The organism is Streptomyces sp. NPDC001663, assembly GCF_042893105.1.
GTDB lineage: Bacteria > Actinomycetota > Actinomycetes > Streptomycetales > Streptomycetaceae > Streptomyces.
The window spans coordinates 180,957-204,173 of sequence record NZ_JBIAUR010000016.1 but is presented as its reverse complement, the minus strand read 5'-3'; the positions used below and the strand labels follow the sequence as shown (position 1 = coordinate 204,173).

The following is a 23,217-nucleotide window of genomic DNA, read 5'->3' as shown; positions in this document are numbered from 1 at the left end:
CACGAACGAATGACGGACCGATGACCGACAGCATCTTCGCGACGAGCGTCTACTTCCGGCTCGCGATCGGCGGCAACGACCTGGGCGCCTTCCACACCTGCTCCGGCATGGGCGCCGAGGTCGAGATGGAGACGTACGCCGAGGGCGGCAACAACGGCTTCACCTGGCAGCTGCCCGGCCGTGTCACGTGGTCGAACATCACGCTCACCCGGCCGGTCACCGCCGACACGGCGAAGATCGCCCGCTGGCTGGACGAGACGCTGAAGCGGGTGGAGCCCAAGGACGGCGAGATCGTGGCGCTGAAGCCGGACCTGACGCGGATCATCAGCTGGCAGGTGTTCGGGATCGTCCCGGTGCGCTGGCAGGGCCCGTCCTTCGACCCCGCCAACTCCCAGGCGGCGGTGGAGACATTGGAGATCGCCCACCAGGGGCTGCGCCCGTCCTGAGCCGTCCTCGAGAGAACCCGCCCGCACGAAAACCGCCCTCGACAGCCGTCCCCGGAAAGGAGGTCCCGCCGTGTCCCCAGCCCGCTCCAGCCGGACCAGGGCCCAGCTCACCCTGAAGGAGCCCCCGGCCTCCGTCGGCGCCAAGCCCGGCGGGACGATCGCGCGGCTGAACCTGCAGTTCAACCCCTCCACCCTGGAGCTGCGCAAGACCACCGAGTGGCGGCGCACCCCGTCCCGGATGGCGGGGCAGTCCGCGCTGCCCGAGTTCGTCGGCAGCGGTCCGCGCACGCTGAGCCTCGAAGTGTTCCTGGACGCCACCGCCACCCACGACAACTCCGTGGAGCTGGCGGTGGAGAAGCTGATGAAGGCGTGCGTGCCGACCCCGGCCAGCCTGGGCCGCAAGAAGCCGGCGAGCCCGTGGGTGCGGTTCGAGTGGGGCACGGCGCGGACGACCTCGTTCGACGGGGTGCTCTCCAGCCTGTCGGTGTCGTACACGCTCTTCGACGTGGACGGAAAGCCGCTGCGGGCCACCTGCGCGCTGTCCATCGAGGAGGCGAGCGTCGACCCGCCGGGCCAGAACCCCACCTCCGGCGCGCGCACCGCCCGCAGCACGCACACCGTGGTGGCGGGCGACAGCCTGGCGCTGCTGGCCTGGCGGGAGTACGGCGACGCGACGGCCTGGCGGGTCATCGCGGAGGCCAACGACATCGACGACCCCATGGCGCTCGTGCCCGGCACCGAACTGGTGGTGCCGGGGCTGCGCGACGCGGGCGCTGAGGAGGAGCAGTGACCACACCCGAGGCGCGCGGCGGCCGGTCGTTCGCGGCCGATCCCGTCATCGAGGCGCCCGGCGAACTTCCGCCGATCTGGGCCGCCCAGCTGGTCAGTTGTGTGGTCGACGAGAACGTGGGGCTGCCGGACGCGGCCGTGCTCACCTTCCGCGACCCCGACCACGAGTTCCTGCAGAAGACCGGCATCACCATCGGCACCCCGCTGAAGGTGTCCGTGGTGACCGTCTCCGGGCAGGCGCGCGAGCGGCTGTTCAACGGCGAGGTGACCGCCCTGGAGCTGGACCGGGACCGCACCGGTTCGTTCACCGTGGTGCGCGCCTACTCCAAGGCGCACCGTCTGCAGCGGGGCCGCAAGGTGGTGGCGTACCGGAACATGACGGCGGCGGCGATCGTCCGCAAGGTGGCCGCCGGGGCCGGGCTGGCCGTCGGCAAGGTCGAGGCCGCGGCGGTCACCTACAAGCAGCTGTCGCAGGCGAACGTGTCCGACTGGGACTTCCTGCAGTTCCTGGCGGGGGAGAGCGGCGCGCAGGTGCACGTCGACGACAAGGGGCTGCTGCAGTTCACGAAGCCGGTGAAGGCGTCCGGCGCGCCCGCGCCGTCGACCCCGGCCACCCGCAGCCCCATGGTGCTGGAGTACGGGCGCAACCTGCTGGCACTGCGGGCCTCGCTGTCGGCCGCGGACGGCGCGCAGCAGGTCGAGGTGCGCGGCTGGGACGTCACCACCAAGCGGCCGCTGGTGGCCCGCAAGGCGTCGGTGACCAGCGGCACGGTGGTGCCGGGGCTGAGCGCGACGGCGGGCGCATCCAAGTTCGGCAAGTCGACGAAGCTGACCGTCACCGACACCCCGTACCGCACCCAGGCCGAGACGAAGGCGGTCGCCGACGCCATGGCCGCCCAAGTCAGCTCGGGCTTCGGGGAGTTGGAGGCCCTGGTCGAGGGCAACCCCAAGCTGCGGGCGGGCAAGCCCGTGGCGCTCGGCAACGTCGGGCAGGCCTTCTCCGGCAAGTACACGGCGACCGCGGTGCAGCACGTCCTCGAACCGCACGGCGGATACCGGACGACGGTGTGGGTCAGCGCCAGCCCCGACCGCTCCCTGACCGGCCTGGTGACCGGGGCGAACGCACCGAGCCGCGGACCGCGCATGCCCGGTCTGGCGATCGGTGTCGTAACCGACGTGCGTGAACCGGGCGGCGCCCAGAGCGGCGCCGTGAAGCTGAAGTTCCCCTGGCTGGACGACACCTACGTCACCGACTGGGTGCGCACCGTGCAGTGGGGCGGCAAGGGCGGCGGGGGTGTGGTCAGCCCCGAGGTCAACGACGAGGTCCTGGTCGGCTTCGAACAGGGCCTGCTGGACAGCCCGTACGTCCTCGGCGGCCTCTACAACGGCGTGGACAAGCCCTCGCCGCACGACGTCCCGCTCATCGACAAGACCAGCGGGAAGGTCAACCGCCGTTCCATCGTGTCGCGTTCGGGGCACCGGGTGGAGCTGCTGGACGCCCGGGCGCCCGGCCCGTCCGGGCTCAGGCTGGTGACCGGTGACGAGCGCCTCGAAGTGCGCCTCGACGACCGGCGGGACCGGATCGAGCTGACGGTGAACGCCGGGCGGGGCCGCCCGCTCACCTCCGTCGTGCTCGAGAAGACCGGCATCACGCTGGACGCGGGGACGGGCAAGGTGAGCGTGAAGGGCAGGCAGGTGGACATCGAGGGCACGGCCGGGGTCCGTATCGACGGCGCCTCGGTGAACGTCACGGGCCGTACGGGCGTCACCGTCGACGGCGGTCTGCTGGGCGTCCTCAAGGCCAAGCTCATCCGGATCAACTGACCCCTGTCCCTCCCGACATTCACCAAGGAGCACCTCATGCCGGCCGCAGCCCGTACCGGTGACCTCACCAACCACGGCGGTGCGATCACCACCCCGCCGCCCGGCGCCGCCGCGAATGTCGCGCGGGTGCTGATCGGCGGCCGTCCCGCCGCCGTCGTGGGCAGCGTGTGCGCCTGCGCGATACCGCAGCACCTGGCCCTGGGGCCGGGCAACGTGGTCATGCCCAACCCGGCCGCGCTCGCCTCGGGCGAGGTGTTCATCGGCGGGCTGCCGGCCGCGCGGATGCGCGACCAGACCACCTGCGGCGCGATGATCTCGGGCGGCGACATGACCGTCCTGATCGGGGGTGTGTGATGAGCGAGCGGTTCATCGGCCGCGGCTGGGCGTTCCCGATGCGGGTCGGGCCGACCGGCGGCATCGGCATGGTCGAGCGGGAGCGGGAGATCGAGGAGGCGATCCGCCTGGTCCTCGGCACCGCGCCCGGCGAGCGCCCCATGCGCCCCGAGTTCGGCTGCGGCATCCACGACTACGTCTTCGCACCCGGCGACGGCGCCACCGCCGGACGTATCGCCCAGCAGGTGCGCGAGGCCCTGGAGCGGTGGGAGCCGCGCATCGCGGTCGACGACGTGGTGGTGGCCTTCGACGCGATCGAGGACGGCACCCTCTACATCGACGTGCACTACACCCTGCGTTCCACCAACGACCGGCGCAACCTGGTCTTTCCCTTCTACACGATCCCCTCCGAGGAGGGGGCCGAGGAATTGGTCGCCGACTGATGGCCCTGCCCTCCCCCAACCTGGACGACCGGCGCTTCCAGCAACTCGTCGACGAGGCGAAGCGGTACGTGCAGCAGCGCGCCCCGGAGTGGACCGACCACAACGTCTCCGACCCGGGCGTCACCCTGATCGAGACGTTCGCCTACCTCGTGGACCAGCTGCTGTACCGGCTGAACCGGGTCCCGGACAAGAACTACACAGCCTTTCTCGACCTGTTGGGCATCCGCCTGTTCCCGCCGGCCGCCGCCGTGGCCGAGGTCGACTTCTGGCTGTCGGCGCCGCAGCCCGACACGGTCACGCTGCACACGGGCACCGAGGTGACCACCGCGGGCGGCGAGGCCGACGAGGCCGTGGTGTTCACGACCACCGACGAACTGCGCATCGTGCCCAGCGAGTTGATGCGGCTGGTCACCGCACCCCGCAGTGGCGAGCAGACCGACCGCACCGGCGAGCTCGCCGAGGGCCGTGACGTGCGCGCCTTCCAGGCGGCCCCCGAGCCCGGCGACGCGCTGCTGTTCGGCCTGCCGCATGCCGTGCCGCGCTGCGTCGTCGCGGTGAACCTGGACAGCCGCGTCGAGGGCATCGGCGTGGACCCGCGCCAGCCCCCGCTGGTGTGGGAGGCGTGGGACGGCGGCGGCTGGCAGGAGTGCGAGACCGGCGAGGACTCCACCGGCGGCCTGAACCGGCCCGGAGAGGTCATCGTCCATGTCCCCGCAGGCCACACGGCGTCGGTGATCGGCGGCACCCGCGCCGGCTGGCTGCGCTGCCGGGTCACCGAGGCGGAGCCGGGCCAGCCGTTCTACTCCGAGTCGCCGACGGTGCGCGAGGCATCGGTGTTCACCGTGGGCGGCACCATGACCGTCGAGCACGCCGAGACCGAGACCGACGTACCGCTCGGCACCTCCGAGGGCGTCGCCGGCCAGACCTTCCGCCTCGGCCGCCCCCCGATCCTCCTCGACCGCGAGCCCCCCGTGGTGGAGGTGTCGTCCGCCGAAGGCTGGCAGCGCTGGGACCTGGTGGAGCACTTCGGCCGCTCCGGCCCCGCCGACCGCCACGTCCAGGTCGACGCCACCACCGGCGAGTTCACCTTCCCGCCGGCCGTGCGCGAACCGGACGGCACACTGCGGCAGTGCGGCGCCGTACCGCCCAAGGGCGCCCAGATCCGGGTGGCGCGCTACCGCACCGGAGGCGGCCCGGCGGGGAACGTCGCCCGAGGGGCGATCTCGGTCCTCCGCAGCTCCGTCCCGTACATCGCCCGGGTCGTCAACCGTGAGGCGGCGAGCGGCGGTGTCGCCGGCGAGACCATCGCCAACGCCAAGCTGCGGGCGCCGGACGCCCTGCGCATGCAGGAGCGTGCGGTCACCGCCGAGGACTACGAGATCATCGCCCGCCAGGCGGCCCCCTCGGTCCGCCGGGTCCGCTGTCTGCCGGCGGCCGAAGGCGCGGGCGCGGTACGGGTGTTGGTGGTCCCGGACGCGGTGGCCGACGAGGGCGACGACCGCCTCCGCTTCGAGCAGCTGATCCCCTCGGACCAGGTGCTGGGCGCGATCACCACGAGCCTCGACGAACGCCGTCTGATCGGCACCCGCCTGGTCGTCGAGCCGCCGGTCTACCAGGGCGTCACGGTGGTCGCCCGGCTGGCGGCGGCCCCGTCCGACACCGACCGCGTCCGCGACGCGGCCCTGGCCGCCCTGTTCCGCCACCTCAACCCGCTGGCCGGCGGCCCCGACGGCACGGGCTGGCCGTTCGGACGCCCGGTCCAGTACGGCGACGTCTTCGGCGTCCTCCAACGCGCCACCGGCAACGCGCTGGTGGAGGAGATCCTGCTGTTCCCCGCGGACCCGATCACAGGGCGGCGCGGGGCGCCGACGGACCGCATCGATGTGGCGGCGGGGGCGTTGGTGTTCTCGTACCAGCACCAGGTGGTGGTCACGGCGATGGAGCCGGGGGCGCGGGGAGAGGTGCGGGGATGAGCCGTGCCGCCGTACCCGGTCTGCCGAGCCGGTATCCGATCGGCGAGCAGCTGCCCGCCCTCTACGCCGACGACGACTTCGCGCAGCGCTTCACCGGCGGGCTCGACACCGTGCTCGCCCCGGTGTTCGCGACCCTCGACAACCTGCCCGCCTACCTCGACCCCCGGGTGACCCCGGCCGACTTCCTTTCCTGGCTGGCGTCCTGGGTGGGCGCCTCGGACGACCCGCAGTGGCCGGTGGAGCGGCGTCGCGAGGCGGTCGTCCGCGCGGTGGAACTGCACCGGTGGCGCGGCACCGGGCGCGGCCTGGTCGAGGCCCTGCGGCTCGCGCTCGGCGTGCACGCCGAGGTCACCGGGGACGGCGGTGCGGTGTGGTCGAACACCCCCGGCGCGGACCTGCCGCCGGAGCCGCCCGCCGAGGTGCTGGTCCGGGTGTGGCCGGACCCCGGGACCTGGGTCGACCCGGACAGGGTCCACGAGGTCGTCAGGGCCATGCGCCCGGTGCACACCGTCTGCCGGGTGGAACTCCTCCCCGGCCCACCCACCGACGAAGGGAGGTGACGCCATGCGCGCCTGTCCCGCGTGCGGGGCGTCCAACGACCCCACGGACGACTTCTGCGGCAACTGTGGGGCGTATTTGGGCTGGTCGGACAGCTCGGCGACGCCGGGTTCGCCGGCTTCGGGTACGGCGTCTTCGAGTACGGCGACCTCGGGCACGGCGTCGGAACCGCCGGCGACGAGCACGTCCGCGGAGGCTCCGGCCGCCGGCACGTCCTCGGCACCGTCGGCCCCGAGTGCCCCCCGGCCGGCGGCACCGGAACCGCCGGCAGCGAGCGCCCCGGCCGAGTCGTCGACGCCGGACACACCGGCGGAGCCGCCCGCCGTGACGGCCGCAGCCTCGCCGACCCCGGCCGAGGAGCCGGCGGCGGCCGCGCCCGGCGGCAGCTCGTCGTTGCGTACGAGGCTGACGGGCCGGGTCCGCGGCGAGCGGGAGGCGGGCGCGGCACCCGCCGCGGGCTCACCCTCCACCGACGGCGGTAGCCAAGGCCCCGACACCGCCTCCGGCCAGGACGGGACGACAAGCCCCGCCGCACCCCGGACCGACCCCGACGATGCCGGCGCCGAGCCCTCCGCTCCCGCCCGCCACCCCGGAGAAGCCGCCCCCGCGGCCCCCGTCACCCACCCTGCCCCCATCCAGCCCGTACGCCCCGCAAAGCCGGTGGCCCCCCGTCCCGTCGTACGCCCCGTAGAGGCCCCGGACGAAGTGGCAGGCGCGCCCTGTCCCTCCTGCGGTACGCCCAATCCGCCCGACCGCCGGTTCTGCCGGCGCTGCGCGACCGCGCTGAACCCCTCGGCGAAGCCCGAACCGTTGCCGTGGTGGCGGACCGTGTGGCCGTTCCGCCGCAGGGTGCGGGCCAGTTCGGGCAGGGCGGTGCGGCTGCTGGTGATCCTGGCCGTGGTGGTGGCGCTGTGCGCCGGCGCTCTGCTGCTGCTCCCCGCCGGACGCGCCCTCTTCGAGGACACCCGGGACAAACTGGGCAAGGCCAAGCCCATCACGCCGGTGGACACCAAGGCGAGCGCCCAGTCCCCCCGGCACCCGGCGAAGAACACCACCGACGGCATCACCAACAGCTACTGGGGCGCACCCGCGCCGGGCGCCTCGGTGACGTACACCTTCCGCAAACCGTTCCGCATGGTCGACCTGATCATCACCAACGGCCCGTCCAAGGACCCGGAGGAGTACCACGGCCAGGCCCGCGCACTCCAGATCGACCTGGAGGTGACGACGCAGAACGGCGAGCAGCAGCACAAGCAGCTCACCCTCAGCGACAAGCCGGGCCCGCAGACGTTCACCACCGGCATCAGCGACGTGACGACGGTACGACTGGTCCTGCGCTCACCCGTGGGCCTGACCTCGGGCCGTCAACTGGCCCTGGCGGAGGTCGAGTTCTTCCAGCGAAGCTGATCCACGCCACCCGCGACACGGAGGCTTGAGCACCAGGAAGCCCCCTGTCGCACCCCGTCCGTGTGATCACCCGTTACCGGCGTGCGGTCGGCGTATGGAGGAGTCCCCCTTCGTGGCAGCGCCCCAGACCCCCGCCGCCACTGTCTGCGCGAACTCGGTGGGCGGCGGTTCGTTCGGCAGTTGCGCGGGTACCGTCGTGCCTTTCTTGCTGCCCGCCCGGTCGGCGAACAGGGCGACCGTGAGGGCGAGTCGGTCGTCGTAGCCGGTGGTCCACACGGTTCGTCGGGTGATCCCGCCGCCCGCTCCCTCGGTGGCGAAGACCTTCGTCCCCGCCTGCGCCCCCGTCTGCGCCGATCCGGCGGCGACGGCGACGGGCGTCGGTCCGGCGCCCGAGCGTGCACCCGCCAGCATTGCCGCCTTCTCGTCCAGCGCCTGCCGTACATCGGGATGCGCCTTGTAGATCGTGCGGCCCTCCTTCGTGATGCGCGCGACGGTGTACGGGGCCGCGTACTTGCCCCCCGCCGCCACCGTCGCGTACGCCGACGCCAGGCTCAGCGGGGTCGGCGCCGCCGTCTTCAGCAGCTTGCCCAGTGGCTCGCCCGGCCGCCCCACCTCGCGGAACGGATCGAGGGCCGTCCCCGCCTCCACCGCCCCGCTCACCGCGTCGTTGAACGGCTGCCGCCCGTAGTCCGAGCCCCCGTACAGCACCCGTACCGCCCCGTCGCCGGGCACGATCCCCACGACGGCGGTGTGCACCCGGACGCCATTGGCCCCCGGAGGGTCCTGGACCAGCTGTGTGGCGCTGTCCTGCAACGCCAGGTCGAAGGTGGTCGTCACGCTGTAACCGCCGCTCGCGAGCTGGTCCTCGGTGATGCCGAGCCGGTCGGCGGCCTCCTTCGCGGCGACGTCGATCAGATACTGCCGCTGCCCCTCGGTCTCGCCGGGCGGATAGAACCGGAACGCCGGGAACCGCGCCGCCGCCCGCTGCTTCGCCGTGATGCTCCCGCCCGCCGCCATCGCGTCGAGCACCCACTCCCAGCGGCCGCGCAGCTTCGCGGTCACCTTCGGATCGGAGCCCGCCTTCTCGTAGTACGAGGGGATGTTGACGATGGCCGCGAGCGCGGCACCCTGCGCGACCGTCAGGTTCTTCGCGTCCACGCCGAAGTAGTTGCGCGCGGCGGACTGGATCCCGGCCGAACCCCGCCCGAAGTACACGGTGTTGAGATAGCCCTCGAGGATCTCGTCCTTCGACCGGGTGCGGTCCAGCTTGATCGCCACGAGCGCCTCGCGCGCCTTGCGGGACAGCGAGTGCTCCGGGCTCAGCAGCGCGTTCTTCACGTACTGCTGGGTGATGGTGGAGCCGCCCTGCGGCTCGCCGCCGGTCAGCGTCGCCAGCGTGGCCCGCGCGATGGCCTTCGGCGAGACCCCGCTGTCCGTACGGAAGGAGCGGTTCTCCGCGGCGATCACCGCGTCCTGCACATGCCGGGGCACCGCGGACAGCGGCACGTCCTGCCGGTCGACCGGCCCGCGCCGGCCCAGATAGGCGCCGTCCGAGTCGAGGAACACGGTGCTCTGGGTGACGGTCTCGGGGTGCGGCTTCGGAACGGTCGTCAACTGGTACGCCACCACGGCCGCCGCGCACAACATCGCGACCAGCGTCAGAAAGGCGTACAACAGTCGGCGCAGCCGCCGGCCCCGGGTGCGCCGGAACCGGATCCGCAGCGGCACGCGCTCACGGTGCCGGGGCCTCTTCATGTCCGTCACCACTCGCGCTCCGACCGTGCGGCGACCTTGCCCGAGGCGTCGTACACCGTGACGACTGGCTCGTCCCTGCCGGTGGAGAGGAGCATCTTGATGTTCTCCTTGGGCAGTGGCGCACTCGCGTACCAGATGCCCCAGCCCGGACTGCCCGCCAGGACGAGGACCTTCGCGGTGACCTCGCCGTCGCCGGTCCGCACCTCGACGCGGCCCGGCTCGCCGTGCAGGCCGCGGAAGAGGCCCGACAGGAAGAACCCGTCCTTCACGTTGTCCACCCGCACGGAGACGCGCGGTTCGCCGGCCGCGGGCTCGCTGTCCTCTAGCCCCTTGAGGCGGACGGGCACCGACCAGTGCCCATGGTCGGCCGTCAGCCACACCCGCACCCCCGGCCCTGCGGTCACCCGCTCGCCCGGCGCCACGACCCGGACCGGACTCGTCGCCGTACGACTGCCGTTCTCCGCTCCGGACGCCCTGTCCTGCGTGCCGCCCCCGACATGGTCGGCGGCGAGGAGGCCGACGGGCGTGAGCAGCGCCGCGCAGCCGGTCGTGACCACGGCGAGCCGGCGCCGCCGCCGGACCCGCCCCCGTGCCTGCACCTCGGCCAGCGGCACCTCGGACGCGACGAGATCCTCGACGGCACGGGCGTACGCCTCGCGCAGCCGCCCGGGATCGTTGCCCGCCGCTTTCAGCCCGTGCCGGGCACGGGCCCGTACCGCGCCCACCGAACACCCCAGCAGCTGCGCGATCTCCGCGTCCGCCAGCCCGTCCCAGATCCGCAGCACCAGAACGGCCCGCCGCCGCGCGGCCCGCCGTCCACGCAGCCGGCGCAGATGCCCCCGCACCAGACAGCGCCGTACATGGAAGTCCACGTCGTTGCGCGGGACGCGCCGCCACCGCGCGCACATCCGCACCAGCGTTCTCCGCACCAACTCCTCCGCCTCACCGGGGTCTTCGGTGAGCAGCCGCGCGGTCGCCAGCAGGCCGGACCAGCGCGTCCGGGCGTACGTGGCGAAGTCGTGGTCTGCGGGGAGTGCGGCGTGGCTCTCTGGCACGTGGGGGGTCCTTCGACTTGGGAACACGGGAGGTCGTACGGGTAGGTTGAGCAGCCAAGAAGCCAACTCCGTTGAAGAGAGGGGAGCCTGGAGCCCCGGTGCGCCGTCTACCCGGACGGGACCTGTACGCACGGCGGAGGGGGCCGGGTTGCAAGGAAAGGGCACGGATTCCGGTGGGGGCATGACCGAGGACGAGTTCGACGCGTTCTACGCGACCGCGTTCCCCCGGCTGACCGGACAGCTCTACGCCTTCACCGGAGACCACGGCGAGGCCCAGGACGTCGTACAGGAAGCATTCGTACGGGCCTGGGACCGGCGGCAGCGGTTCCTGGCGGACAGTGCGCCCGAGGCATGGATCCGCACGGTGGCCATGCGGCTGGCGGTGAGCCGCTGGCGGCGGGCGAGGCGCTGGCTCGAACTGGTGCGGCGCACTCCGCCGCCCGACTCCACCCCGGGGCCGGGCCCCGAGCACACCGCGCTCGTGGCCGCGCTGCGTGAACTGCCCCAGGCTCAGCGGATGGCGATCGTCCTGCACCATTTGTGCGACCTGAGTGTGGAGCAGGTAGCCTCCGAGACCGGTGCACCCGTGGGGACGGTCAAGGCGAGGCTGTCGCGGGGCCGGGCGGCGCTGGCGCAGCGTCTCGCGGGGGACGAGGCCGACGAGCCGGTCCTCGGGAAGGAGAGCGGCCGTGTCCGATGAACTCTCTTCCGCCCTGCGCGAGTTGGCCACCGCCCACGAGACCCCGCCGGTCGTCGGCGGCGCCGAGACACGCGGTCGGGCGCTACGCCGCAGGCGCCGCCGCCGGACCGCCGTGGCCCTCGGCGCGGGAGCCACCGCCCTCGCGCTGGTGGGCCTGGCCCTGACGCTCGACCTCGACGGGCACCCGGACCGGCAGGGCGGAGCCCGGATCCCGGCCGCGGAGGTGCCGACGAGCGTCCCCGCCCAGTCCGTCCCGCCGTCCCCGAGCGCCGCGGTGCCGGTCTCCGGCACGCTCCGACTGCCCGACCGCAGGCTCACGTTCGGCGGCCGGGTGCTGCCGGTCCTCTCCGCGTTCGAGAGCAAGGTCGGCTACACGGGCCTGCTGACGGTGGTCGCCAGGCACGAGTCGAAGGACCTGGCCGTCGACCTGCCCTCCAAGGGCCCGGTCAAGGTGAGCGTCCCCTACGTGGTCGAACTGCGCGACACCAAGGACCAGCCGCTCTACATCGGCACCTACACCAAGCCGCTGGCCCTGGGCGACCTCGTTGCCACCAGCGACTGGATCGGCCTGGGCGCCGAGGACGCGAAGCGGCTCTACGCCGGGATCCGCATCGGCGACGCCATCTCGCTGACGACCACCACGACGCCGACGGATCAGTTCACGTCGAAGAAGTAGTCGTAGGACGCCAGTTGGATGCCGGAGCGGGTCGTCGCGTGGACCGTGAGGTCGTAGAAGCCGTCCGAGGGCGGGGTCCAGTCGATGCGCGCGGCGTGGTGGGCACCCGCGGCGACCGTGACCTCCGGGTCCCCGTTGAAGGAGTACGTGTAGCTGACGACGCCCTTCACCTTCGGCGCGAACGTGAAGGTGCCCGGGACGCCCGCCCCGCCGCCCGAACCGTTCTCGGGGTAGACGTCCGAGGCGACGGTGGGAGTGGTGTCGTAGCTGATGCCCCACGAACCCGCGTCGCTGACCCAGCCGTTCGCGCTCTTGCTGGTCACCAGGAGACGCTCGCCGTAGATGCCGTCCAGCGTGAGCTTCACCTCCGCCGTGCCGTCGGCCGCCGCCGGGACCTCGACCGTCTTGTCGCTCTGACCGCCGATGGTCTGCACGGAGTAGCCGACGACCGGACTCTTCGACTGGAGCGCGGAGTCGGGGCTGAGCGTGAACGTGGTCGGCCTGCCGAACTCGGGCGACGGGACGGCCGGTGTGACGGTGGGCGCCGTCGAGCTGACACGGAACGTGTAGCTGGTGACGGCCGATCCGGTGTAGGCCCGGTCCAGGCTGCGCACCCAGAGGGTGAACACACCGGAGCCGCTCGGCGGGACCAGGCTGAGCGTGGCCGAACCGCCGGGGGCGTCGGCGCGCTTGAAGTACCTCGTGTCCGAGTACGGGTCGACGGGCTGCGGAATGCCGTGGTCACCGATGCTCGTGCCGATGACCGGCAGGTCCTGCTGCCAGGAGAACTCGAACCCGGTGACATCGTCGACGCCGTTCGCACTCAGCGTGAACTCGACCGGCTCGCCGCCCTGGTTCCACACGTCCGGCGGGTAGTTGGGCGAGGTGAGGGTGGGTGCGTTCGCCGGGCGGGTGTTGTCGACGGTGACGTAGCAGGGGGCCGACCAGTCCGAGGCCGCGGCCCCGTCCACCGTCTGCGCCCGCCACGCATACGTCTGACCGTCGGCGAGCGCGTCGGCGGGCAGGTTGGCGGTGGCCTCGAACCCGGGGGTGGCGTAGTTGCGGGTGACCGTCGTGATCTGCGTCGGATCGGCGACCGGCCAGGCCTGGTACTGCACGGTGACCGGGGAGTTGTCGGTGGGGTCGGTGGTCCCCGGGATGCCCTCGACGACAAGGCCGTTGCCGGCCCAGAGGTACGTGGGCCGGTCCGCGTCGGTCGAGCAGTTCCGGTAGCCGTTGAACAGCTGGGTGGGCGTGGTGGGCGTCGCGTCGGCCGCGCTCGCGGGTGTCGCGGCGGCGGCCAGTGCCAGGCCGAGGGTGCCCAGGGCGGCGAGGACGGCACGCGATCGCGTACCGAAGGGCATGGTCAAGTGGTCCCTCCCGTTTGAATGCCCGCACACGGCGCTCCGATGCGCACTGGTGTACGGGCGGCGAGGGGATCGTATGAGGCGCCGCACGAACGTGCATGAGAATTACGGGAGTTGACGGCGCACGAGAACTACGGGGGTTGTCCGCCCGGATCCGGTCAGCTCTCCCGCTTGATCCACTCGCTGCCGCCCAGCGGGTAGTCGTAGCCCGGGCGGTCCACGTCGGCGCTGGTGCGGAACGGCGTGCCGGCGTTGTCGATGTGGACGGTGCCGTGGCGGCTGCCGCTGGACCAGTCCAGGGTGAGGTCCCAGCGGACGTCGTGCGCCTTGGTGCGGGCGAAGACGTAGAAGACCTCCGGGTCGGACTCGCTGACCTTGTACGGGAAGTCCCGCTGGCCGTTCTTGGCGGTGACCGTGGGACTGCCGTTGTCGAGGTCGATGTCGAAGGACTTGGTGCCGACGCCACCGCCGCAGCCGACCCCCATCGCGTAGTCGTTCCAGGCGAGCGGCGCACCCGTGGTCAGGACGCGCACATGCAGCGCCTCCAGTACGACGGTCTCCTCGCCGGTGCCCTGGACGGTGAGGGCGACCTCCTGTTCGTCCGAGGACACCGCCCCGTACGCGGCGGCCCAGCGCGGCGCGTCCGGCTCGCTCGCCGGCGGCCCGACCTGCTCGGGCTCGCTGTTCACGAGGAAGTGCTGGCTGCAGGGGCTGTCGTAGACATAGGGACGGGTGCCGACCGTGAGCGGAATGGCGCCGGAGGAGCTCCCGCCGGCGGCCCGGTCCGCCCCCTGCTCGCCGCCGTCCCGAGAAGCGCCGGACCCGGCCCCCTCGGACGGGGTGACGGAGGCGGAGGCCGATGCGGACGGCTTGCGTCCCTTCGCGTCCGGGGACGAGGAGGCGGACGGATTCCCGGCGGCCCCCGTGCCGGTGGCGGGGGCGGTACCGCCGGCCGTCAGCTGGTCCCCCGAGCCGTCCCCGCCGAACGGCAGACGCACGGCGAGCACCACGGCCCCGAGCACGGCGACCGCCGCCACGGCGACCAGCACGGCACGGCGACGGGGCCGACGCGGCGCGAGCGAGGGCGAGACGTCGACGACGACGGGCTCGTCGACGACGGGCTCATCGACGGACGGCTCGGTGTTGGCCGCCGGCGCATCAGCCCCAAGGACCGCTCCGTCCGCACCGTCCGAACCCCCCGGCCCCGCGACCTGTTCGGCCCTGCGCCCTCGTGCCGCGTCCGCCAGGATCCAGTGCCGGTGCAGTTCCACCAGCTCCTGCGGCGTTGCCTTGCAGACCCGTGCGAGGCGCTCCACCGGCGCGTACTCGACCGGCACCGCGGTGCCGTTGCAGTAGCGGTGCAGCGTCGACGTGCTCATGTGCAGCCGCCTGGCGAGCGTGCCGTAGCTCAGTCCCGAGCGGTCCTTGAGCTCCCTCAACAGCCGCGCGAACGCCTCTGTCTCATCGGCCTCTGTTGCCCCTGACACCCGTTCTCCCCATCCCCCATGTTCCAGTCGAGCGTTCCAGGGCCACTGCTTTCTCCCTGGTCAGAGCGTGTTCCGGCGTTCCAGTGTCCCCAACTGCCCGCCGAACATGGCGGTTGGGACGGATCACCTCACAAGCTTCGGTCATCCAATCACCACACCAGGCCGAACACCGAAGGGGCACGTCCACATGTACAACCTCCGCACCTCCCGCACCCGTCTCGTAGGCGCCGCCGCGACCGTCGTCCTCGCCGCGCTCTCCCTGACCGCGTGCAACGACGGGACGGGCGTCAACGACGAGGGCGCCTCGGCGGGCTCCACCACGACCGCGCAGCCCACCGCGAGCGCCTCTTCCTCCGGCGCCGGGTCCGCCTCCACGCCTTCGTCCGCGGACGGCAAGCCCGTGACCGCCACCACGACGCCCGCCGCACACCCCTCCGCCTCGAAGGCACCCACCTCAACCGGCAAGCCGGTCACCTGCGAGGGGTCCAACACCAAGACGGTCGCGGCCCCGCTCACCCGCCCCGTGAACCACCTGCTGCTGACGGTGACCAACACCGGCTCGAAGACCTGCTTCCTCTACGGCTACCCGGCCGTCCGCTTCGGCCAGGCCCAGGCCGTGCCTCCGGTCATCGAGGACTCGCAGCCGCAGGCGGTCGTCACGCTTCAGCCCGGCGAGTCCGGCTACGCCGCCGTGAGCCTGTCCGCCACCGACGGCGGCAGCTCGAACGGGCACACCGAGAAGTCCCTGACCGTCTACTTCCACGGCCGCTCCGGCAACGAGAGCGTCGGCAAGGGCGCCGAGCCGTCGCTGCCCGCGCAGGGCGTCTACGTCGACGACTCGCTCAAGGTCACGTACTGGCAGCAGTCGATGGACGACGCCGTCAACTGGTGAGCTCCGGCCTGTCACGGCGGCGGGCGTAGGCTCGAAGGCACCGAGGGCTCCTCGTGCGCCGGCTGACACGCCGGTGCCGTTCTCGGCGAACGACGACGCCGGGCCGGACCCGTCTGGGCCCGGGGCAGGGTTCGCCCCATGACCGCGACCACGCCGGACAGCCCGGCGACCGCCCACCCCACGGCACCGGGCCGGCACCGAACGCCTTCCGGGGCGCCGCAGCCTGTGCGGCGCCGGCAGGGACCGTCACCCGAGAAGGGCGAGCTCGTCCGTCCGCTCAGCCGGCGCCAGATCGACGACCGTATGGGGGAACTCGGCGAGTTGTACTCGCACACCTCGTCGATCGAGTCGCGGGCCTCCGACCAGGCCCGGTCCGCCGCCTTCCGGCGGCGGCTCGCGGGCCACATGCAGCGTCCGGGGTTCGAACTGCTGGTGGCGGAGACCGCCGGTCCCGCGGGCGCGACGGTGCTCACGGGATGTGCCTACGGCTTCCCCGTGTGCGGCGACGGACCCTGGTGGCAGGGTCTCGACGGGTACCTCTCGAAGAACCTCCTGCGCCTCGCCGCCTCAGGAGGGCTCTTCGCGATCGCCGACATCCTCGTCGAGCGACGGGTGCGCACCCAGGACCAGAGCCGCGAGTGGAACCTCGCCCGACGCCTGCAGATGCGACTGCTCAGCGACCACACCGCCGCGCTCGGCGTCACGCTGGTCGACCGCGACAACGCGGACACACTCGAGGCACTGGTGTCCTGGGGCTGGCGCTGCCCGTCGGCCGAGGCCCGCGGGGCGCCCGGCCTGGCTCGCCGCCGACTCCTGGTGCTGCGCCGACCGGCGGTGGGCATTCTGCGCTCGCCGCAGCAGGATTTCCGTGCGGCCGACTAGAGTTCCGGTACGGGAACCAGCTCCCTGTTGCGGGCCGTGCCGTCGGCGGTCCGCGGGAAGGCACACATGTCCTCGGAAGACCGGTCGCACGCCGCCGACCGGCTCGACGACGACCACCACCCCGCGTACACCATGGGCCGCGCCGCGGAGGTGATCGGTGCCACCCCCGGCTTCCTCCGGGCCCTCGGCGAGGCGGGGCTGATCACGCCGATGCGGTCCGAGGGCGGCCACCGCCGCTACTCGCGCCATCAATTGCGGCTGGCCGCGCGGGCCCGCGACATGGTCGACCAGGGCACTCCGATCGAGGCGGCCTGCCGGATCATCGGCCTCGAGAACCAACTGGCGGACGCCCTGCGCGCCAACGAGGAACTGCGCCGCAGCGAGTGAAAATCTGACGGCGCCGGAACAGAAATTCAACCGGTTCCGAAAAGCATTTCCCGGTGAACAGGCTGTTGTTTCCCTCGACGCCTTCTCTGCTTTTCTTGTCGTCGATTTGTTCCGTGCTAGTCTGAATCTCAGTTGCAGTTGTGGTTGCCATTCTTACCGGGTTTCCGGGGCAGGTGATCATCACAGCGATGTGGGGGCCCGCGAGGTGCGGGCTCCAGCACTGCTTACAGGAGAAAACACATGGCCACCGGCACTGTGAAGTGGTTCAACGCGGAAAAGGGCTTCGGCTTCATCGAGCAGGAGGGTGGCGGCCCGGACGTCTTCGCCCACTACTCGAACATCGCCACCCAGGGCTTTCGTGAGCTCCAGGAGGGCCAGAAGGTGACGTTCGACGTCACGCAGGGCCAGAAGGGCCCGCAGGCGGAGAACATCGTTCCCGCCTGACCCTCCCGGATCCGCGTTCCAGCACATAGCTCTTTACGCGCATACGGCGAAACAGGGGCCCGCACCTTGGGTGCGGGCCCCTGTCCGTTTTCCGTTCCACCCGCCCCGGAACCGCCCGACCCTGGTGAGGCACCATGCGCTGTGTGATCGCCCGTTACCCCTTCGACCTGTCCAAGGCCGAGGTGGAGATGTCGATGGAGAAGGTCCGGCCCGAGCCGGCCACGGGGGCCTGTGTCGTCATCGGGGACCGGGTGTTCCCCGTCAAGCAGGTGGGAGCCGTGATCACCGGCCAGGACCCGCGTGACTTCACCGCCGCGGAGATGGTCCGGGCGCTGGTCCGTCTCGGCTTCACCTGCCAGACCGCGCCACTGCAGCCCGCGCCCGCCGCCGACCTGTCGTACGGTTCCGTCGACCGATCGCTCGGCTGACATTCTCGTACGCCCGCCGCGGTCCGCCCGACCCCCGGCCGTCCGGTGTGCTTCGCTCGCAGTGGGGTAACCGGCCCGAAGCACCGGCACGTCGTGGGCGCACGCGACCGACGGGTCCCACGGCCGCCGCACGCAGATGCAGGAACACGCCCAGGAGAAGGGGCACACGCATGCCCGTGCCGAGGCCCCCGCTGCCGTCGCCGGTCGCGGACCGGCTCACCGGTTGGTGGGCCGGGCGGCGATTGCTGTCGGCCGCGTCCTGGCTGGCCGGCCCACTGACCACGCCGTCCGCCCCCGACGACTACCTCGCCCTGCTCGACCCGTTGCTGTCCGCCCGGCAGCCCGCGGGCCGGGTCGTCGCGGTGCGTGCCGAGGGCCCCGCCGCGGCCACGCTGACGATCCGGCCGGGGCGCGGCTGGAGGGGCCACCGCGCCGGGCAGTATCTGCCGGTCGGGGTGGAGATCGACGGCGTACGGCACTGGCGCACGTACTCGATCACCGCACGACCCGGCGACCAGGCGCTCACCATCACCGTGAAGGCGGACCCGCGCGGCCGTGTCTCCCCGCACCTCGTGCACCGGACCCCACCCGGCACGGTGCTGCGACTCGGCCCGGCCCAGGGGGAGTTCGTGCTGCCCGAGCCCCGGCCGGCGCGGATGCTCTTCGTGACGGCGGGCAGCGGCATCACCCCGGTGATGGGCATCCTGCGCACCCTCGCCGGCCGCCGACCGCCCGGCTCCCCGGACGCCGTAGTGCTCCTGCACAGCGCACCCGGCCCCGAACAGTGCCTCTTCCGGGCCGAGTTGACCGCGCTGGCGGCCCGGTCGCCATGGCTCCGGCTGGGACTGACGTACACACGCGCGGACGGACGGCTCACCCCGGAGCGGATCACCGCGCTCTGCCCCGACTGGCAGCGGCGGGACACCTGGGTGTGCGGTCCGGCGGGACTGCTCGACGCGGCCGAGCACCACTGGAGCGCCGCCGGCCTGCTGGGGCGGCTGCGCACGGAGCGCTTCCGGCCGACGCCCGTACTGCCGCAGGCCGCCGACGCCACCGGCGGCCGGGTGCGGTTCGACCGCAGCGGCGTCGAGACCGACGCGCCCGCGTCCGCCCCGCTGCTGGTGACCGGTGAGAAGTCGGGCGTGACGATGCCGTACGGCTGCCGGAGGGGCGTCTGCCACGGCTGCCTCGTACCGCTCCTCGACGGCCGGATCCGTGACCTGCGCACCGGCGAACTGCATGGTGAACCGGGCGAGTTGATCCAGACCTGCGTCAACGGAGCCGCGGGTCCGCTAGTCCTCGACGTCTAGGACCTCCCGAGGAGGCCCCATGACCGCAGCGACTGCCTTGTCACGGACCGCCGTACGTCACAGGGCCTCTCCGACGGCAGTACGCGTCGACGTGGGGGCGAGTGCTGCGCCACGCACTGCCGTGGGCGCCACGGCCTCGGGGCGGCCGTGGCAGGTGAAGCCGAGGCGGGCCATGGCCCGGGTGACCTCGCCGCCGGTGAAATCGCGGCGGTCCTGCCGGGTGATGACCTCACCGACCTGCATCACGGGATAGCGGCGGCGGCCGACGGTCACGGAATCACCGGTGACGATCTCGGGCTTGACGCCCGCCATCGAGGCCAGCACTCCGTCCCTGGTCAGTTCGAACGGGTACCGGGCGATGACACAGCGCATGATGCCTCACAGGGGGAGGGAGGAGGGGCCGGCGACCGGGCACGGTGCGCGGAGGACGTCCCGCAGACGGACGCGGTCCGTGTAGGCGGAGCTGTCGCGGTGCACGACGAGTTCGGCGCGGGTGACCGAGCCGGTGCGCTCGTCGTCCCCGTCGCACAGGAGCAGGAACTCCACCCCGGCACCGGCCATGACGGACAGGGCCACCTCGACGGTCATGTCGTCACCGACCCGCAGCCCGGTCGGGTCCTGGTGGCCTTCCCCGGTCGTGAGGTCGGGAGCGGTCGGGCTTCGATGCGTCTGGACCGGTGTCACGGCTGCCTCCTGCGGTACGGGCGGACGTTCTGGTCGCGATGGCTACGTACCGGCCGCCGGGCCGACGAGGGACCGGCGGCACATCACGCGGCGCGGCGCTTCCCCGCGGACCGGCCCCGAGGGGTACGCCCCCGACGGCCCCGGGCCGAGCCCGGCGCACTTGCCGTGGTTCGGCGGGTGGGCTCCGGGGTCGGCGCGGTGATGACGACCGGGACACCGGACGGGGCCTTGGCGCCGGTGATACGGCTCAGCTCCGCCTCGCCCGAACGCACCGCGGTGATCGTCGGGTTGATGCCGGCCGAGGCCATCAGCCGGCTCATGTCACGGCGCTGGGCGGGGGTCACCAGGGTGACGACGCTGCCGGACGCGCCGGCGCGCGCCGTACGGCCGCCACGGTGCAGGTAGTCCTTGTGGTCGCCGGGCGGATCCACGTTGACGACCAGGTCGAGGTCGTCGACATGGATGCCGCGCGCCGCGACATTGGTCGCCACCAGCACCGTCACCTGTCCGCTCTTGAACTGCGCGAGGGTGCGGGTGCGCTGCGGCTGGGACCTGCCGCCGTGCAGGGCGGCGGCGCGGACACCGCTGCCGAGGAGGTGCTTGGTCAGCCGGTCCACCGCGTGCTTGGTGTCCAGGAACATGATCACCCGGCCGTCCCGCGCCGCTATTTCGGTGGTCGTGCGGTGCTTGTCCGCCTCGTGCACATGAAGGACGTGGTGCTCCATCGTGGTGACGGCACCCGCCGACGGGTCGACGGAGTGGACCACCGGGTCGGTCAGATAGCGGCGGACCAGCCGGTCGACGTTGCGGTCCAGCGTCGCCGAGAAGAGCATCCGCTGGCCCTCGGGACGCACCTGGTCGAGCAGCGCGGTGACCTGGGGCATGAACCCCATGTCGGTCATCTGGTCCGCCTCGTCCAGGACGGTGATGGCGACCTGGCCCAGCCGGCAGTCGCCCCGGTCGATGAGGTCCTTGAGCCGCCCCGGTGTCGCGACGACGACCTCCGCCCCGGCCCGCAGCGCGTTCGCCTGCCGGCCGATCGACATCCCGCCGACCACGGTGGCCAGCCGCAGCCGTACGGCGCGGGCGTACGGGGTGAGCGCGTCGGTGACCTGCTGGGCGAGCTCGCGGGTGGGCACCAGGACGAGGGCCAGCGGCTGCCGCGGCTCGGCTCGGCGGCCCGCCGTACGGGCCAGCACCGGGAGGCCGAAGGCGAGGGTCTTGCCGGAACCCGTGCGGCCGCGACCGAGTACGTCACGCCCGGCCAGGGAGTTCGGCAGGGTCGCTGCCTGGATCGGGAACGGCACGGTCACACCTTCGTGGCCGAGCGCGGCCAGCAGCGGTGCCGGCAGGGCGAGTTCGGCGAACGACTCCACGGCGGGCAGTGCCGGCTCGATCGTCTTCGGCGCCGCGAACTCGCCGTGGGGTGCGGCCGGCCGGTCGCCGTGGCCCTTGGGGCGGTGCCGGACGCCGGAGCGGTCGTAAGTGCGGGAGGTGCGGGAAGTGCGTGCTCGGTTCATGCGGAACCTTCCTCGATGCGGGCGCGTATCAAGGAATTCCCGCAGCACGAAGAACGGCGCAGAGAATCGCGAGAACGAGCCGAATACGGTAGGGGAGAATCACCCTGAAAATGCAGCGAACTGGGGCCCGCACCCCAAGGTGCGGGCCCCAGCTGCAAAGTATGCGTCAGCGCTGTTGTCAGGCCGGAACGATGTTCTCGGCGGTCGGGCCCTTCTGGCCCTGCGCGATGTCGAACGACACCTTCTGGCCTTCCTGCAGCTCACGGAAGCCCTGGGTGGCGATGTTCGAGTAGTGGGCGAAGACGTCGGCGCCGCCGCCGTCCTGCGCGATGAAGCCGAAGCCCTTTTCGGCGTTGAACCACTTCACAGTGCCGGTAGCCATGTCATTTCTCCTTCGGAAACGGTGCTCGGAGTTCGCCTTGTGCGGACTCCGTGTCGCCGTGATGATCAGCCCGTCGGAAAATGAACCTTTTGGCAACCACAACTGCAACCTGGCTCGACAGTAGCACGGCGTACTCGACCATGTGCGGCGACCAATTCCGCTTCGCCGACGGTTGGGGGAATATTCCCCATACCCCGTGCGGATTTCTCCCTTCGAGCCTGCCGATATGTGCCCGGCCGCACCGCCGTGACCTGCCTGAACAGGCCGTGGAGGGCTGCGCGGTCGGCACTCGACGGGACGTCGGTGAGCGCCTCGACACCGCCGTGCCGAGATGAAGGACACATCGGCAGGTCGGCCGCCGTGTGCTCAGCTCGCGAAGCGGCCCTGCTCCGGTGTGGGCCCGGCGGGCTCCCCGGGCGGGACGACCAGGAGCACCCAGCGTCCCACCGTGTCGCAGTCCAGGGTGATGACGTCGGACGCGTCCCCGCCTCCGGCCGGCTCCACGGTGATCACTCGGCCGGGTGCCATGACCGTGTGCGGTGCGTCGGGCCATTGGGCGGCGTCCACGGTGACTCGTACGGTTGCGCCCCGGCCCGGCTCCAACGAGGCGACGAGTGAGGGCAGTTCCAGTTCCAGCGCGTCGCAGCGCGGCCACCAGACTCCGTCCAGCGGGCCGTGGCTGAGGCCCGGGGTGAGGGCCAGGCGGGGCAGGGGCATGCGGTACGTGTGACCGTCGTCCGGGGACGCGCCTTCGGCGGGCGTCGTGCGGGGTTCCATCGTGCGATCCCGTCCCGGGAGCCGGTGTCGGCTGCCCGTTTCGTCCCTCGCCGGGAACGGCATCGCCGGTCGCGCTGCCCGAAAGCCCTCGGTACGTCCAGGCTACGCCTGGTCGAGGAGCGGCGGGCCGGGGAACGACACCCGGGCCGTCACAGGGCAAGGACCGCTCGCACCTTGTTGCCGCCCCCGCTGACCGGATCGATGTCGAGGCGCTGAGCCAGGTACCGCACCATGGCCAGGCCCCGCCCGCTCTCGCCCCAGGTCGTCAGCGGTCGCACGCGGGGCCGCCCGGGGCTGTCGTCGTAGACCTCGACGGTCAGCCGTGTGTCCGACACGTGCAGGCGCAGGCGGCAGGTGCCGCCGTGCCGCGTGGCGTTGGTGACCAGCTCGGAGACGATGAGTGTCGCGTCGCCGATGTGCTCGGCGTCGAGCCCCGCCGTCCTGCGGTCGGGCCGGGCGAGGAACTGCGAGGTCAACTTTCGTGCCCTGCCCGCCGATTCGGCCTCGTCGGGCAGCAGGTACTCGACTCGTACGGAACGCCGATGGGTACGCCGATGCGTACGCATGGCGGATCACTCCCCCTCCTGGGCCACAAGGCCACCCTGGCCCTGGCCGCTCACCGGGCCGCGGCATGTCCTCCCCGGCCGGGCCTGCCCAGTCCTGATGCCCCGTGCACATGATCGCCAACCGGAAGCGGG

Annotated in this window: 26 protein-coding genes; 16 read left to right on the top strand and 10 right to left on the bottom strand. The window is 72.3% G+C overall.

Annotation, left to right across the window (positions count from 1 at the left end):
- The first annotated feature begins 20 nt into the window (after positions 1-20).
- The 8 genes from ACFY1L_RS41395 (at position 21) to ACFY1L_RS41360 (ending at position 7,773) form a co-directional block, all read left to right on the top strand.
- Positions 21-446 carry a phage tail protein gene (locus tag ACFY1L_RS41395; RefSeq protein ID WP_388836874.1) on the top strand — a complete coding sequence of 142 codons (426 nt, stop codon included), beginning with the start codon at positions 21-23 and terminating at the stop codon, positions 444-446.
- Positions 447-516: 70 nt separating this feature from the next.
- Positions 517-1,236 carry a LysM peptidoglycan-binding domain-containing protein gene (locus ACFY1L_RS41390; protein ID WP_388836871.1) on the top strand — a complete coding sequence of 240 codons (720 nt, stop codon included), beginning with the start codon at positions 517-519 and terminating at the stop codon, positions 1,234-1,236.
- The gene (locus tag ACFY1L_RS41385) at positions 1,233-3,059 is read left to right on the top strand and encodes a VgrG-related protein (RefSeq protein WP_388836868.1); all 1,827 of its coding nucleotides are present in this window, start codon (positions 1,233-1,235) and stop codon (positions 3,057-3,059) included. Before ACFY1L_RS41390 ends, ACFY1L_RS41385 begins: the two co-directional genes overlap by 4 nt.
- A 36-nt stretch (positions 3,060-3,095) precedes the next feature.
- Complete coding sequence (locus ACFY1L_RS41380) at positions 3,096-3,413, top strand: PAAR domain-containing protein (protein ID WP_388836865.1); 318 nt, start codon at positions 3,096-3,098, stop codon at positions 3,411-3,413.
- Positions 3,413-3,835 carry a GPW/gp25 family protein gene (locus ACFY1L_RS41375; protein WP_388836863.1) on the top strand — a complete coding sequence of 141 codons (423 nt, stop codon included), beginning with the start codon at positions 3,413-3,415 and terminating at the stop codon, positions 3,833-3,835. The genes ACFY1L_RS41380 and ACFY1L_RS41375 overlap by 1 nt, the downstream gene beginning before the upstream one ends.
- Complete coding sequence (locus ACFY1L_RS41370; protein WP_388836860.1) at positions 3,835-5,808, top strand: putative baseplate assembly protein; 1,974 nt, start codon at positions 3,835-3,837, stop codon at positions 5,806-5,808. The genes ACFY1L_RS41375 and ACFY1L_RS41370 overlap by 1 nt, the downstream gene beginning before the upstream one ends.
- Complete coding sequence (locus tag ACFY1L_RS41365; protein WP_388836857.1) at positions 5,805-6,368, top strand: phage tail protein; 564 nt, start codon at positions 5,805-5,807, stop codon at positions 6,366-6,368. Before ACFY1L_RS41370 ends, ACFY1L_RS41365 begins: the two co-directional genes overlap by 4 nt.
- A gap of 322 nt (positions 6,369-6,690) precedes the next feature.
- Positions 6,691-7,773 (top strand): NADase-type glycan-binding domain-containing protein, encoded by a 1,083-nt coding sequence (locus ACFY1L_RS41360; RefSeq protein ID WP_388836854.1) that lies wholly within the window; start codon positions 6,691-6,693, stop codon positions 7,771-7,773.
- Positions 7,774-7,839: 66 nt separating this feature from the next.
- On the opposite strand, the gene ACFY1L_RS41355 is transcribed toward ACFY1L_RS41360, so the two are convergent.
- Together ACFY1L_RS41355 and ACFY1L_RS41350 are read right to left on the bottom strand one after the other, a co-directional pair.
- Entirely contained in the window at positions 7,840-9,528 is a 1,689-nt protein-coding gene (locus ACFY1L_RS41355) for a transglycosylase domain-containing protein (RefSeq protein ID WP_388836851.1), read from the bottom strand.
- A 5-nt stretch (positions 9,529-9,533) separates the two neighbouring features.
- Positions 9,534-10,583, bottom strand: a complete 1,050-nt coding sequence (locus ACFY1L_RS41350) for a sigma factor-like helix-turn-helix DNA-binding protein (RefSeq protein ID WP_388836848.1) — start codon at positions 10,581-10,583, stop codon at positions 9,534-9,536.
- A 181-nt stretch (positions 10,584-10,764) separates the two neighbouring features.
- Here ACFY1L_RS41350 and ACFY1L_RS41345 point away from each other — a divergent pair, with 181 nt between their 5' ends.
- Complete coding sequence (locus ACFY1L_RS41345) at positions 10,765-11,283, top strand: SigE family RNA polymerase sigma factor (protein ID WP_388836845.1); 519 nt, start codon at positions 10,765-10,767, stop codon at positions 11,281-11,283.
- Entirely contained in the window at positions 11,273-11,959 is a 687-nt protein-coding gene (locus tag ACFY1L_RS41340) for a hypothetical protein (RefSeq protein ID WP_388836842.1), read from the top strand. Before ACFY1L_RS41345 ends, ACFY1L_RS41340 begins: the two co-directional genes overlap by 11 nt.
- Here ACFY1L_RS41340 and ACFY1L_RS41335 read toward each other — a convergent pair.
- Together ACFY1L_RS41335 and ACFY1L_RS41330 are read right to left on the bottom strand one after the other, a co-directional pair.
- Entirely contained in the window at positions 11,938-13,323 is a 1,386-nt protein-coding gene (locus ACFY1L_RS41335) for a hypothetical protein (RefSeq protein WP_388837050.1), read from the bottom strand. The genes ACFY1L_RS41340 and ACFY1L_RS41335 overlap by 22 nt on opposite strands.
- Before the next feature lie 161 nt (positions 13,324-13,484).
- Positions 13,485-14,813 carry a helix-turn-helix domain-containing protein gene (locus tag ACFY1L_RS41330; RefSeq protein WP_388836839.1) on the bottom strand — a complete coding sequence of 443 codons (1,329 nt, stop codon included), beginning with the start codon at positions 14,811-14,813 and terminating at the stop codon, positions 13,485-13,487.
- Between the two features lie 187 nt (positions 14,814-15,000).
- On the opposite strand from ACFY1L_RS41330, the gene ACFY1L_RS41325 reads away from it, so the two are divergent.
- The 6 genes from ACFY1L_RS41325 (at position 15,001) to ACFY1L_RS41300 (ending at position 19,156) form a co-directional block, all read left to right on the top strand.
- Entirely contained in the window at positions 15,001-15,705 is a 705-nt protein-coding gene (locus ACFY1L_RS41325) for a DUF4232 domain-containing protein (RefSeq protein WP_388836836.1), read from the top strand.
- Between the two features lie 138 nt (positions 15,706-15,843).
- Entirely contained in the window at positions 15,844-16,587 is a 744-nt protein-coding gene (locus ACFY1L_RS41320) for a hypothetical protein (protein WP_388836833.1), read from the top strand.
- Between the two features lie 66 nt (positions 16,588-16,653).
- On the top strand, positions 16,654-16,974 hold the full coding sequence (locus ACFY1L_RS41315) for a MerR family transcriptional regulator (protein ID WP_388836830.1): 321 nt from the start codon (positions 16,654-16,656) through the stop codon (positions 16,972-16,974).
- A gap of 240 nt (positions 16,975-17,214) precedes the next feature.
- On the top strand, positions 17,215-17,418 hold the full coding sequence (locus ACFY1L_RS41310) for a cold-shock protein (RefSeq protein WP_046247661.1): 204 nt from the start codon (positions 17,215-17,217) through the stop codon (positions 17,416-17,418).
- 134 nt (positions 17,419-17,552) lie between these two features.
- On the top strand, positions 17,553-17,846 hold the full coding sequence (locus ACFY1L_RS41305) for an SCO5918 family protein (RefSeq protein WP_388836827.1): 294 nt from the start codon (positions 17,553-17,555) through the stop codon (positions 17,844-17,846).
- 170 nt (positions 17,847-18,016) lie between these two features.
- Complete coding sequence (locus tag ACFY1L_RS41300) at positions 18,017-19,156, top strand: ferredoxin reductase (RefSeq protein ID WP_388836824.1); 1,140 nt, start codon at positions 18,017-18,019, stop codon at positions 19,154-19,156.
- Positions 19,157-19,213: 57 nt separating this feature from the next.
- Here ACFY1L_RS41300 and ACFY1L_RS41295 read toward each other — a convergent pair whose 3' ends face one another.
- The 6 genes from ACFY1L_RS41295 to ACFY1L_RS41270 all read right to left on the bottom strand — a co-directional run bounded on the left by ACFY1L_RS41295 (position 19,214) and on the right by ACFY1L_RS41270 (position 23,085).
- Positions 19,214-19,528 carry an SCO5918 family protein gene (locus tag ACFY1L_RS41295; RefSeq protein WP_388836821.1) on the bottom strand — a complete coding sequence of 105 codons (315 nt, stop codon included), beginning with the start codon at positions 19,526-19,528 and terminating at the stop codon, positions 19,214-19,216.
- A 6-nt stretch (positions 19,529-19,534) separates the two neighbouring features.
- Positions 19,535-19,840 (bottom strand): CBS domain-containing protein, encoded by a 306-nt coding sequence (locus tag ACFY1L_RS41290; RefSeq protein WP_388836818.1) that lies wholly within the window; start codon positions 19,838-19,840, stop codon positions 19,535-19,537.
- An 83-nt stretch (positions 19,841-19,923) separates the two neighbouring features.
- A complete protein-coding gene (locus ACFY1L_RS41285) occupies positions 19,924-21,360 on the bottom strand; it encodes a DEAD/DEAH box helicase (protein ID WP_388836815.1) in 1,437 nt (478 codons plus the stop codon).
- 178 nt (positions 21,361-21,538) lie between these two features.
- Positions 21,539-21,742, bottom strand: coding sequence for a cold-shock protein (locus tag ACFY1L_RS41280; RefSeq protein ID WP_030952702.1), 204 nt, complete (start codon positions 21,740-21,742; stop codon positions 21,539-21,541).
- A gap of 366 nt (positions 21,743-22,108) precedes the next feature.
- Entirely contained in the window at positions 22,109-22,519 is a 411-nt protein-coding gene (locus tag ACFY1L_RS41275; RefSeq protein WP_388836810.1) for a DUF5994 family protein, read from the bottom strand.
- 149 nt (positions 22,520-22,668) lie between these two features.
- Positions 22,669-23,085 carry an ATP-binding protein gene (locus ACFY1L_RS41270; RefSeq protein WP_388836807.1) on the bottom strand — a complete coding sequence of 139 codons (417 nt, stop codon included), beginning with the start codon at positions 23,083-23,085 and terminating at the stop codon, positions 22,669-22,671.
- Between the last annotated feature and the right edge of the window lie 132 nt (positions 23,086-23,217).